The organism is Clostridium sp. C8 (assembly GCF_001010885.1).
Lineage (GTDB): Bacteria > Bacillota > Clostridia > Clostridiales > Clostridiaceae > Clostridium > Clostridium sartagoforme.
In genome coordinates this window covers 1-13049 of the sequence record NZ_LBMX01000082.1, presented here as the reverse complement: position 1 = coordinate 13049, position 13049 = coordinate 1, and the positions used below count along the sequence as shown (strand labels likewise).

The window sequence follows — 13049 nt, the reverse complement described above, 5'->3', positions numbered from 1 at the left end:
TTGAATAAATTTGTTGTAAGTTTATAAAAATATATTTAAAGATAAATTTTTGTCGTTTTATATATAAAATTTGACTTTACTCATTTCAACTATTTAAAATTAAAAATTAAATGTTATAATTATTTAGACATCAATAGATGCGGGTGGGTGAGGGATAAAGAAAAGAGGTTTTTACAGAAAGGATGGACAAATTATTTAAACTAAAAGAACATAAAACTAATTTTAAAACTGAGCTAATAGCTGGTTTAACTTCTTTTTTTGCTGCAGTATATATTATTGTAGTTAATGCTAGTATTTTAAGTGATGGAGGTATAGCACAAGAGCCACTAATTATTGCAACCGTACTTGCTTCATTTACAGGTTGCTTATTAGTTTCTTTGATGAGTAATACTCCACTTGTAATAATGCCAGGAATGGGAATTAATGCCCTATTTACTTATACAATAGTATTAAGTATGGGATTATCCTTTAATCAGGCACTAACAAGTGTTGTTATGGCTGGTATATTATTTTTAATTGTATCTATTACACCTTTATCTAAAATTCTAGATACATCTATACCTAATTCTTTAAAGGAATCAATAACTATAGGAATTGGATTATTTATTACATTCTTAGGTTTTCAAAAGGGTGGATTAATTATTCCTGATCCTTCTACAATGGTTAAAATAGGGTCACTTTCAGATCCAAAAGTAGTATTTTTTATAGCTATGTTTTTATTAACTGTTATACTATTTGCTAAAAATATTCCAGGAGGATTTTTAATAAGTATAGTTGTAGGAACAATTGCTGCTATATCATTAGGCTTTGTTAATGTATCTGAACTAACTTTTTCGCTTCCTAATTTTAGTGAATACAAAAGTATTTTTCTTAACTTAGACTTAAGTGCATTTTTTACTATTCCATTTTGGATTTCTACTTTTTCATTAACTTTAGTTTTAGTATTTGAAAATATAGGGTTATTACATGGACAGATTAACGGGTTGCTTAAAACTCCTGAAAAGCAAAATAAAGCTTTGAATGCAATAGCTTTATCTACTATAGCTTGTGGTTTATTCGGAACTAGCCCATCTGTTTCTACAGTTGAGGGAACAGCAGGTATAGCAGCTGGTGGAAAAACAGGCTTAACATCTCTTATATCAGGATTGTTACTTTTAATTTCATTAGTATTTATTCCATTTATAAACTTAATTCCAAATGAAGTAATTGCACCTATTTTAATAATAATAGGGAGTTTAATGATTAAGGGAATAGTTCATATTGATTTTAATGATATTTCAGAAGCAATACCATCTTTTTTAATTATTGTTCTAATTCCACTAACCTTTAGTATTGTAGATGGTATAGCATTTGGTTTTATTTCTTATACAATAATGAAACTTATAACAAAGAAAAAAGAGCAACTTTCTATAGTTATGTATATAATTTCTATTATATTTATAATATATTTCATACTTCATAGTATTTAAAAAGAGCTGCCTTATGGCAGCTTTTTTTAACTTTGCTTTTATAATAATATATCTAAAGTTTGTTTCTTAAACTGTTTAAAAAATCTTCTAATATTAATGCTGTTATTCCCCAAATAACATAATCCCTGTAAGTATAAAATAAAGATTTATATATTCCTTCTTTAAACTTGTAATTTTCACCTCCATTTATTAAATGAAATGGGAAACCTTCTGTTCTATTGACTAATACCTTATTATTTTCGATATGTGGTTGAATATTTAATAAATACTCTAATGGAACTGTAAATATATGGTCAACCTCATCTTTATTTATTTTTATATTATCAAAATTTTTAATATAGCCTAAAAAAGGATGGATTAATAAATTATAATGAGTTACTAATATATCAAGTGGACATATTATTTCAAAATCTTCTGATTGTAATCCTAACTCTTCACAAATTTCTCTAGAAACTGCTTCCTTTTGACTTTCATTAAAATCTATTTTACCTCCTGGAAATGAAATATCTCCAGGTTGGCTTCTCATATGCTTTGCTCTAACTTCAAAAACTATATTTATTCTGCTGTCTATTTCCACAATTAAAATAGCTACAGATGCTCTTTTCATATCTCTCCATCCATTTATATATGCTTTATTTTCTTTAAAGCTTTCAATGATATTATCTATAACTTTTATATTCATTTTTTACTCCCTTTAGTCTTTATAATATATATTTAAATTAATATCTTACGCAGTTAGAATAGTAGTATCTATTTTTTTATTATTAATCCTTATACTATAATATTATATAGATTGTAGATTATTTATAATATTATTTTACTATTTACATATAAATTTATTAAAATTATTTATTAAATTTAATGAAAACATTTAGCTAAATTGCTTATTTTTTCCTTATATTGTATAATATTACTATAAAATATAAGGATGTGATTTTATGAAAGTATCTAATTGCTATGAAGCTGCATTAAGGATGTTTGAAGTTTCTGAAGAATTAAGACAATTATTAGATGAAAATCAAAATGCAAAAAATGATAGAGAGAAAGAAATATTATCTAGTAAAATAGATAGAGCAGAAATGGAATTTTTAACATTAAAACATTCCTTAGATAAAATCCCATATGAAGAAAAGAAACTTTCCATTTTTAATTTGTAATAATAAATTTATAAAAGCCTCCATAATAACATGGAAGCTTTTTTATTTAATTAATATTATCCCTTTATTATTTTATCAATAATTTGAACTCTTTCATCACCTAAGTAAGGATAAAGTTTTAATGATATTTTATTATCTTTATAAACTCTATCTTCATTTGCGTCAACTATCTTTTTTACTTTACTTTCTAAATTTTCATAGCTTAGTAAATCTTCTAAATAATTGTCAACCAAGTCTTTTAAGCAAGTTGCTAATTCTTTTGGATTTCTATATACAGCTCTCATGTTCATCTCCTTAATATCTTCTAAAGTTTTCATATTCATTATAAATACTAAATAACTTTTTTTCTAGTACTATTTTTAAAATTTCTTATATTTTATGCACCTTGATTTAAAAAACTATATTGTGCCTTATATAACTCATAATAAGCTCCCTTTAATTCTATTAATTCATTATGAGATCCACTTTCTCTTATTTCACCATTTTCCACAACAATAATTCTATCACAATCTCTTATGGTTGATAATCTATGAGCTATTACAAAAGAAGTTCTATTATTAAGTAATTTTTCTATTCCCTTTTGAACTATAATTTCAGTTTGAGTATCTATATTTGAAGTTGCTTCATCTAATATAAGTATCTTCGGATTTGCTAGCAGTGCTCTTGCAAATGAAATTAGCTGTCTTTGTCCTAAGGATAGTCTTGATCCTCTTTCATTTACTTCAGTATCATATCCTTTTTCAAGTGACATAATAAAATCATGAGCATTAACGGCTTTTGCTGCTTCGATTACTTCTTCATCGCTAGCATCTAATTTTCCATATTTTATATTTTCTTTTATAGTTGTAGAAAATAAAAATGTATCTTGAAGCATGATTCCCATTTGACTTCTTAAGGAACCTAAATTATAATTTTCTATATTTTTTCCATCTATTAATATTGATCCTTCATTAGGCTTATAAAACCTGCTTATTAATGACACTATAGTTGTTTTTCCTGCTCCTGTTTCACCAACTAAAGCAATTCTCTCTCCGTTTCTAACCTTAAATGACACATTTTTAAGTACTAAGTTATTGCCGTATCCAAATGAAACATTATAGAATTCTACATCTCCATTAATTTCGCCTATATTTGGTTTGTCTAAATCATCTTTTATAAATGGTTCAATATCTAATATTTCAAAAATTCTATCACCTGCAGACAGATTAGTAATTAAAGTATTATAGAAATTAGATAAATTCATTATAGGTCGCCAGAACATTCCTATATACATAGAAAATGCAATTAATGTACCAACTTCTATTGTACCTAATTTTATTAAGTTATATCCTACAAAAAATACAACTATAGTACCTACTCCCCATGAGAGTTCAACTAATGGCCACATACAATCATTTATTCTTACAGCCTTTAAAAAGCTTTCTAAATGATCCCAAACTAAGTCTTTAAATTTTGAATAGGTAGAGTTTTCTTTTGCATAAGATTGAACAACTTTTATTCCTGAAATATCTTCATGTGTAAAACCATTTAATATTGATCTTTTACTTCTATATTCTGACCATCTTTTCCTTGAATTTATTTCTATAAAAAGCATACCTATTCCTAATATTGGTAATAATAATATACATGCAAATGCTAATTTCAAGTCCAAAATTAACATGAATACAATTACTGATAGTAAATTTACTAATTCAGGTATTACTGATTGGATACTTTGGTCAAATAAATTTTTCAGTGAATTTACGTCTCCCATGACCCTAGCTAGAATTTTTCCTACTGGTCTACTATCAAAAAAATCAAATGGTAACTTTTGTATATGAGTATATAGTTCCATTCTTATATTAATTAATATATTATTTGTTATATAGCTTACAACTTTCCACTTAAGCTTTGAAAAAATTAATGTAAATATATTAATAACAATTAAAAATACTCCAATTATAACTAGCCCTTTTACATCTTTATTTTTTATATTTTCATCTATGGCTATTTTCATTAAATATGGATTTAAATTATTTGAAACTGTAACCAATCCCATCAATATTATGGAGATTGTAGTTTCCTTTTTGTATTCTTTTAAGTATGAAAATAACCTAAAAATAACTTCTTTTTTACTTTTAATCATTTCATTTTCTTTAGGCATTTTAAACAACCTCCAAGTTATCAAAATCTTTAAATTGCTCTTTATAAACACCATAATAATGACCTTTTTTGCTTAATAAATCCTCATGAGTACCTTTTTCCACTATACATCCATCTTTCATGAATATTATTAAATCTGCATTTTTCACAGCTGATATTCTATGAGCAACTAATAAAGTTGTTTTATTTTTCTTAATATAATTAAGATTTTTTAATAATTCATGCTCAGTATCCATATCCAATGCTGAAGTTGAATCATCTAATATTAATATAGGAGCTCGTCTAATTATAGCTCTTGCTATTGAAAGCCTTTGTTTTTGGCCTCCTGAAAGCCCAACTCCTCTTTCACCTACTTCAGTATGGAAATTACTTTCTAAATTTTCTATAAAACTTAAAGCACAAGCCTTATTTGCACCATCTTTAATTTCTTCATTAGATGCATTAACATTTCCAAACCTTAAATTATTTTCTATAGTGTCTGAAAATAAAAAAGTATCTTGCTGAACTACAGCCATATTATTTCTAAGAGCATTTAAATTTAAATCTTTTACATTTACACCATCAACCTCAATACATCCATCAGTTGCATCATAATATCTTCCGATTAGAGATAATAAAGTTGATTTCCCTGATCCAGTAGCTCCCATAATAGCTACAGTACTTCCTGCTTTAATATTTAAGTTTATGTCTTTTAATACTAATTCATCATTATATTTAAAACTTACATTCTTAAACTCAATATCACCTTTTACGTCCTTAACTTTCAAACCTTCATTAGGATTTATCTTAGTATATCTATCTAATATATTAAATATTTTGAAGGCAGATGCTTTATTTTTAGAAAGTATATCCATAAGCCACCCTATCATTCTCATAGGCCATATTATATTCCAAATGTACCCTGAAAAGGCGATAAGCGTTCCTAGAGACATTTCATCTATTAATACAAAATACCCCCCAAGTATTATCATGATTACTAAAGATATATTAGTTAAGAATTCTATAAATGGAAAGCTTTTAGATATAGTCTTTGCTTGCTTCATGTTAAGATCATAATAGTCTTTATTTAGATTTCTAAATCTTTTTATTTCATGTTTTTCTCTACTAAAAGCTTTAACTAGTCTAACTCCAGCTATATTTTCTTGAGCTCTTGTGTTTATTTCTGCTGTTTTGTCACTTATTTCTTCATAACCATCATTTAAGTTTTTTTCAAGCTTATATGCTATTACTCCTATAGGAGCTAAAATTACAAGGCAAATTAATGTAAGCTTCCAATTTAAATAAAATAATATAATAGTACTAAATGTAAAATATAATATATTTTCAACAAATAATCTAAGTCCAAAACCTATAGTTTGCCATATATTTTCAATATCTTCACCTATTCTAGACATCAATTCTCCTGTATTTGTGTTATCAAAATACTCAAATTCAAAACTTTGAATATGTGAAAATAGTTCTGTTCTCAAATCAAAATGAACTTTTGCTCCGATATAGTCATATAAATATTCTTTCAAATAGCCTAATATTGCTTTTATTAACGTTAAAGCTAGAAATATAAATAAAATCGGCAATATAATTGAGTATTTTCCTTCTATTATACCGCTATCAACTATTTCCTTTTGCAACATAGGTGTTATTTGGTCTATTGATATAATTAATATCATAGACATTGTACCAATTATTAATGATTTTTTTTCTTTTAATAAATATTTTAATATTCTTTTCATACCATCCCTCCTTATTAAAAATATTTATTCTTCATAAGTATCTAATTCCTTTATTTCATAAACATTAATTCTTCCATCACTAGAAATCCATGAAATTGCTTCCTCCATAGAGTTATTTTTTATATTGGCTGGAATAATTAAGTATTCTCCTTTTCTTAATAATTTTGATACTTCCTCATAGTTATTATTCCTATTACCTTTTATATATTTATTTATATCTAAAATTTCTGATATATTAAGTTTATGAATTCTTATATCCTCAGCTTCTGATTCAGTTGTCATTATATATACTGAATCTCCTTGCCTATTTATTATTTTTACCAAAGCACCTTTTTGAGTTAAGTCACTTTCAACCTTTGATATTATATCTTTAGTATCTATATTTCTTTCCTTTGAAGAAGCCTTAAATATTATAGTGTCGTCGCTATTTTCTATTTCTCGCTGTTTTTCTTCTGATTTAAACCGATTCTCATCATTACTTATTTTATTGGTACAAGAATAAAATGTTGAAATAATTAAGAATAGTAAAATAATAATTTTCTTCATATCTTTTCTCCTAAGCTATATTAATATAATTAGTATTCCTAAAGTTTAATAAAGTATAGGGAATTTATATTAAAAGGTTGGATTAAAATATAAAAATTAATATTATTTTTTATACTCCATGCAGTTTTATGACATGAAAGGATAATAATGATATTAGATGATTACTTACCATTATATAATGTTATTATAAAATAGGAAATACCAATTTTATAATTTATTGTAAAAAAAGAGTTATACTAAATTCATTAGCATAACTCCATTTTCTTTCAACCAAATTTTGCTTTTTTTATAATCATTACAATAATAATTTACTAAACTCCAAAACTCCTTTGAATGATTCATATGTTTTATATGACATAATTCATGAATTATAATATACTCCATAACAGCATATGGCATTAAAACCAATCTCCAATTTAATCTAATTTCTTTTTTGGAATTACAGCTTCCCCATATGCTTTTTTGATCTTTTATTATAATTTTTGAAGGCTTTATTGAAATCTTATTAGATACTTCCATAGCCCTCGCTCCAATAATATCTGTAGCTATTTTCTTATACCAGTCTACTATTAATTTTCTTGTATAAGTTTTTTCTAGTGAGACAGTATTAATTATAACTTTATCCTTTTCTATAAAAACTCTATTAATATTAGATTTTTTTATTATTGTTTCATAGTATTTTCCTAATAAAATCACTCTATCTTCTTCTACTAAATTACCTTTTTCAATATTTTCCATAGATTTTATTATCCATTTACTTTTTTCTATAATTAGTTTATCTAAATACTCATAAGCTATTCCTGCAGGAGAATACACAAGTATATCCTTTTTATTATCTATTTTTATAGAGATATTTTTCTTATTCTTAAAAATAATAGAGTATTCTATTTCTATATCTTTTAAAACAATTTTTCTTTTCATAATTTTCAAGCTTTAATCATATTATTTTGTCTATTAGCCTTTGGAAGGAATATAACCAATATTATTATTGATATAAATACTAATATAGCACCAGATATATACATTCCGCCATAACCAAACTTTTGCTGCATAAAGCTATATATGGATGGATATATAAAATTAGAACCTCCAGTACTTAGTACAGAAAGAATTGCAAAAGATGTTGCAATTAAACTTTCGTCTAATATTTCTCTTAGATATTTAAATATAAAGGTTAAATATAATCCATACAATATACCATGAAGCTGGTCCCCAAAAACTATAAGTAATAGGTTACCACTTGAGAATAATAGCAATCTAATACAAGCTATTGATAATGCTATTATAAGACATCTTTTACTATTAGCTTTACTTAAATATTTAGCAATAATTAAAAATGAGAAAAACTCAATTACAACTCTAAAGCTTATTGAATAACTATATATATTATTTGCTTTATCAAAATCTCCAACAATATCAACTAAATATGATGAATAAGCAAAATCCAATCCCATATAGCTGCCCATACCTAAAAAAACTACTAATATAAGCAGTATTAGATTTTTATTTCTAAATAAATCTAATACCTTTGCATTTTTTTTCTGTTCTTTTCTATCTAAAGTCTCTTTGAAGTTAAAGAATATTATTGCCATGATTACTAAGATAATTGCTAATGCAATAATGTGCAATGTCTTATAACCAAATTTGTTAATTATAATTCCTGAAAGAAATACTATAAATCCAAAGCCTATAGATCCCCATTTTCTTATATCTGAAAATTCATACCCATTTTTTATAGATAATTCTTCTATATATATTTCAAATACTCCTACCATTGGACTTAATAATAAGCCATAGAAAGGTGCAAAAACAATAGCTAAATCCTTATTTATAAACATAAGTCCAACTATAGCTATAAAAACTATTGCTAAATAAGTTAATATAAATTTGTTCTTGTTTTTTGAATTTGAAAACCTATTAGACAATAAAGGTTGTGCAATTATTGTAAACAGCGCTCCTATTGAAACTACCTGTCCAACTTCTACCAGCGATAAACCTATTTCTTGATTTAAATAAGGAAAATAAAAAGTTGTTAAAATACTATAAATTCCAATAGTTAAGAAGGTAGTCATATTATAATACTTTTTCATTTGTATTACCTCCGTTTTATTCTTACTACCTGTAAATTCTATCATTTGTGATTAATAAAGTAAATAAAAAGGTTGATATATGTAAGTTTGCTTATCCCGTCGCTTCACTCCAAGTCAACTTAAACTTACATATATCAACTTGAAAACTGAAGGAAACTCTAAAAAGCTATCCTAGTATATCTAAGATAGCTTTTTATTTTTCTTATTATTTATTACTCCATAATCCATGTAAATTACAGTATTCTCTTACTCTATCAACATTTCCACTTACGTTAAATTTAGCTTCTGGCTTTTCACCTGGTTTCAATTCTTTTCTTATAACTTCACCTTCAGTAGTTATAACTTCTACCCATTGAATAAAGTGCTCGTCCAACATTGGATGTGCAACTTCTCCAACTTTAACTAAAAGTTCTCCATTTTCTTCTACTGCCACAGGAATATGTTTTTCTACAGCTGCATCAACTGTGTTTTCATTTAATAATGTCATTGGTTTACCGCAACATACTAATGTTCCACCTGCTTCATTTAATACTTCTACCATAGATCCACAAACTCCACATTTATATACTTGTAATTTTTTAACCATAAAATTTCACTCCTTAATTATTTAATTTAATATATTTTACTATATATTGTTTACATTTACAAAGTTTTCTTAAAGTTCAATTGCATCCTCAGCTAATGATCGAACATAGCTGTATTCACTTACATCAAAGTATTCAAAATTAACATTAAGTTTCAAACTTTTTATAAATATTTTTAGCTTGTCTACTAATATTTCAGTACTAGCACTAATATCAATATGCTTTTCATTTAAATAATCTACTAACATTAAATTAGATATATATACAGTTACACTTTCAGCATCTTTTGATTTTGAAATAATATCTATTCCATGTAAAATAGCATAAATTTGAGCTTCACAACAAGTCCCAGTACCTACATTTCTTGAAAATGATGTTTCATCTCCATAATCGTTTAAGATTACTCCTCCTATTCCAATATTACTTTGAAAACTTCTATAGTTTTTACATTTCCCATTTACATAAAGTCTATATTTCATATATCCTCCATTTATAAACTTATATATTATAAAATTATTCAATTTATAATATTATTATTCTTAAAGGATATATAAATTTTTATACTTATCTATAGGAAAATTTTTCATTATTAATATATATTTATGATAACATAAGTAATAATAGTTATCAAGTAAAATAAACTATTTATATTTTAGAATTTTAATTATACATATATTTGATTTTTTATATTATATTTTTTATACTTTAATTTAATACTAATTATTATGGAGGTTTTTATGAAAAGTATATTAAAGATAAATGATACAATTGCATTAATTGCTTGTTCAAATGGTCTAGATAAAAATACTACGACTAAAATAAATGAATTAATTAATATATTAAATTCTTTAAATTTAAATGTAGTTTTATCAAATTCATTATATAAAGATGAAAATAATAACTCTTATTCTTATGAAATAAGAGCTAAAGAGCTTATGAATTTTTATAAAGATAATACTATAAATGCCATATTCGATTTGTCAGGTGGTGATTTATGTAATGAAATTCTTGACTTTTTAGATTATGAATTTATCTCTACATGCAATAAACCTTTTTTTGGATATAGCGACTTAAGTGTAATCTTAAATGCTTTACTAACAAAATCAAATACTATCAATTATAATTACCAATTAAGAAATCTTATAAGAGAAGACTCTGAGAATCAAATTATAAATTTCAAAAATAGTGTTTTAGAAGGAACTAATGATTTATTCAATTTTTCTTACAAATGGCTTCAAGGAAAGTCCATGATGGGAGAAGTAGTTGGAGGAAATATTAGATGTTTTTTAAAATTAGCTGGAACAAAATTTATTCCAAGTTTCAATGGTAAAATACTTTTTCTTGAAGCTTTAAGTGGAGATATTAATAAAATTTCTACATTTCTAACACAATATAAGCAAATTGGAGCCTTTACTAATATTAATGGGATTTTACTAGGTTCATTTACAGAATTAGAAAAGGACTTTTCTGAAGAAGAAGTTATAAATCTACTTTTAAGAAAAATAAATAATCCTGATCTTCCTATAGCCAAAACAAATGAGTTAGGTCATGGTTCTAATTCTAAATGTATAGCAATTGGTAAAACTTTATTTTTAAATTAGAATTTTACTTATTATTAGTTTTCTTGCAATAATATTCCTTAAAGTATATAATTTTAACAGAGATAAACGACATTGTTTATTAAGAATATTCTAGTGAGGTGAAAGTAATATGTTAAAAGAGGAATTAAAGAAAAACGAAATAGCTGCTATGAAAGCTAGAGATAAAGCAACTGTTAGTGTTTTAAGATTAGTTAATTCAGAAATAAAAGCATTTGAAGTTAATGAAAGAAAAGATATTTCAGATGAAGATGTTTTGAGAATTATAGAAAAACAAATTAAACAGCTTAAAGAAGCTCTTCAATATGCTATACAATTAAATGATAATGATAAAATTAATGAAGGAAATTTTGCTATTAACTTATTAACTCCTTATCTACCTGCACAACTTGCAGATGAAGAAGTTGAAACTATGCTTAGAGAAATAATTACAAATGGTAATTATGCTTCATCTGATATGGGAAAGATAATGAAAGAAATTATGCCAAAGGTAAATGGTAAATTTGATAAATCAAAAATTAATCCTATGGTAAAAAAAATATTAGGATAAAATAAAGCCTCTCTGTATGAGAGGCTTTATTTATATATTTAATTTATAGTTAAATATATAAATAAAAAAATAATTATCTTAATTACTTTTTTCAACTTTATCTAACTTCTTATTATAAATAAACATATAATAAGATGAAGCAAAAATAATAAAATATCCAATAAAACTTAGTAAATCTGGCAATACCCTAAATATTATGAAGCTGATAATAGCAGAAAATAAAATATTGGAATAATCAAAAATAGATATTTCTTTTGCTGGTGCATACTTATATGCAATTGTTATTCCAAATTGTCCTATACTAGCAAATACTCCTGCCATTAATAAGTAAAATAATTGTTCACTATTCATAGGTACATATACTGACATCATAAATGGAAAGATTACTATTAAAGAAAATAATGAAAAGTAAAATACTATTGTATAATGATTTTCTTTTCCTCCAAGGAACCTAAGGCAAGTATATGCCCCGGCTGCAAAAACTGCACCCAATACTCCCATAATAGCAGGAATCATGTCTAAATTAAAACTAGGTTTTATTATAAATAATGTTCCAATAAATGCTACAATAATTGCTAAGAATTGTTTAAAATTAATTTTTTCACTTAAAAATAAAGCAGAAAAAATAATTACAAAAAATGGACTTAATTTATTTAACATATTTGCGTCTGATAACACCAATTTATCTATTGAATAGAAATTTAATACTATTCCAATTGTTCCTAAAGCTGATCTTAATATTAACATCTTCTGATTTTCTCTTTTACCAAAAAAGCTTTCTTTATTTTTTACAATAAAAAATAAGGCTATTATGCAAGATACTAAATTTCTAAAAAAAGTCTTTTGAAATGATGGTAAATCACCTGCTAATTTTACAAATGCAGACATTACTGCAAAACCAAAGGCTGAAAAAATTAAAAATAAAATTCCTTTAGTTCTATTACTTAAATTATTCATATAATCACTCCCTTTTGATATAATATCATATTATTTTATATAAGTTATAATGAGCACATATATTATTGAACTATTAATTTATAGTTTAATGAAAAAATAACAATATAAAATAAAATTAATTAAAAAAACTCCCGTTTAAACTTGACCCTGTCAAGTAGACAATAGAAAAAAGACTCTTTATGCAGCATGAGACTTATATTGAATAGGACTCATGCCGTATTTTAGT

14 protein-coding genes are annotated in these 13049 nt (G+C 25.0%); 4 read left to right on the top strand and 10 right to left on the bottom strand.

The genetic code is table 11. The features are described 5' to 3' along the window. The first annotated feature begins 182 nt into the window (after nucleotides 1-182). Nucleotides 183-1469 (top strand): NCS2 family permease, encoded by a 1287-nt coding sequence (locus AAT22_RS11600; protein ID WP_016209153.1) that lies wholly within the window; start codon nucleotides 183-185, stop codon nucleotides 1467-1469. Nucleotides 1470-1521: 52 nt separating this feature from the next. Here the strand turns inward: AAT22_RS11600 and AAT22_RS11595 are convergent, their stop codons facing one another. Then, nucleotides 1522-2151, bottom strand: coding sequence for a CoA pyrophosphatase (locus AAT22_RS11595; RefSeq protein WP_016209152.1), 630 nt, complete (start codon nucleotides 2149-2151; stop codon nucleotides 1522-1524). A gap of 256 nt (nucleotides 2152-2407) precedes the next feature. Between AAT22_RS11595 and AAT22_RS11590 the strand changes: the two genes are divergently transcribed. Further along, nucleotides 2408-2626, top strand: coding sequence for a hypothetical protein (locus tag AAT22_RS11590; protein ID WP_016209151.1), 219 nt, complete (start codon nucleotides 2408-2410; stop codon nucleotides 2624-2626). 56 nt (nucleotides 2627-2682) lie between these two features. Here the strand turns inward: AAT22_RS11590 and AAT22_RS11585 are convergent, their stop codons facing one another. The 8 genes from AAT22_RS11585 to AAT22_RS11550 all read right to left on the bottom strand — a co-directional run bounded on the left by AAT22_RS11585 (nucleotide 2683) and on the right by AAT22_RS11550 (nucleotide 10197). After that, nucleotides 2683-2910 (bottom strand): TIGR04540 family protein, encoded by a 228-nt coding sequence (locus AAT22_RS11585; protein WP_016209150.1) that lies wholly within the window; start codon nucleotides 2908-2910, stop codon nucleotides 2683-2685. A 92-nt stretch (nucleotides 2911-3002) separates the two neighbouring features. After that, nucleotides 3003-4769: an ABC transporter ATP-binding protein gene (locus AAT22_RS11580; RefSeq protein WP_047001350.1), complete on the bottom strand. Its 1767-nt coding sequence runs from the start codon at nucleotides 4767-4769 to the stop codon at nucleotides 3003-3005. 1 nt (nucleotide 4770) lies between these two features. Further along, on the bottom strand, nucleotides 4771-6498 hold the full coding sequence (locus tag AAT22_RS11575) for an ABC transporter ATP-binding protein (RefSeq protein WP_047001349.1): 1728 nt from the start codon (nucleotides 6496-6498) through the stop codon (nucleotides 4771-4773). A 24-nt stretch (nucleotides 6499-6522) separates the two neighbouring features. Beyond that, nucleotides 6523-7044, bottom strand: coding sequence for a hypothetical protein (locus AAT22_RS11570; RefSeq protein WP_047001348.1), 522 nt, complete (start codon nucleotides 7042-7044; stop codon nucleotides 6523-6525). Nucleotides 7045-7275: 231 nt separating this feature from the next. Continuing rightward, nucleotides 7276-7965: a SprT family zinc-dependent metalloprotease gene (locus tag AAT22_RS11565; protein WP_047001514.1), complete on the bottom strand. Its 690-nt coding sequence runs from the start codon at nucleotides 7963-7965 to the stop codon at nucleotides 7276-7278. A gap of 5 nt (nucleotides 7966-7970) precedes the next feature. Further along, on the bottom strand, nucleotides 7971-9134 hold the full coding sequence (locus AAT22_RS11560) for an MFS transporter (protein WP_047001347.1): 1164 nt from the start codon (nucleotides 9132-9134) through the stop codon (nucleotides 7971-7973). A 205-nt stretch (nucleotides 9135-9339) separates the two neighbouring features. Then, a complete protein-coding gene (locus AAT22_RS11555) occupies nucleotides 9340-9720 on the bottom strand; it encodes a desulfoferrodoxin (protein ID WP_016209144.1) in 381 nt (126 codons plus the stop codon). Nucleotides 9721-9789: 69 nt separating this feature from the next. Beyond that, nucleotides 9790-10197, bottom strand: a complete 408-nt coding sequence (locus tag AAT22_RS11550; RefSeq protein WP_016209143.1) for a hypothetical protein — start codon at nucleotides 10195-10197, stop codon at nucleotides 9790-9792. Between the two features lie 258 nt (nucleotides 10198-10455). Between AAT22_RS11550 and AAT22_RS11545 the strand changes: the two genes are divergently transcribed. Beyond that, nucleotides 10456-11319 (top strand): LD-carboxypeptidase, encoded by an 864-nt coding sequence (locus AAT22_RS11545; RefSeq protein WP_047001346.1) that lies wholly within the window; start codon nucleotides 10456-10458, stop codon nucleotides 11317-11319. 109 nt (nucleotides 11320-11428) lie between these two features. Then, the gene (locus tag AAT22_RS11540; RefSeq protein ID WP_016209141.1) at nucleotides 11429-11866 is read left to right on the top strand and encodes a GatB/YqeY domain-containing protein; all 438 of its coding nucleotides are present in this window, start codon (nucleotides 11429-11431) and stop codon (nucleotides 11864-11866) included. Nucleotides 11867-11944: 78 nt separating this feature from the next. Here the strand turns inward: AAT22_RS11540 and AAT22_RS11535 are convergent, their stop codons facing one another. Next, complete coding sequence (locus AAT22_RS11535) at nucleotides 11945-12823, bottom strand: DMT family transporter (protein ID WP_047001345.1); 879 nt, start codon at nucleotides 12821-12823, stop codon at nucleotides 11945-11947. Nucleotides 12824-13049: the final 226 nt, after the last annotated feature.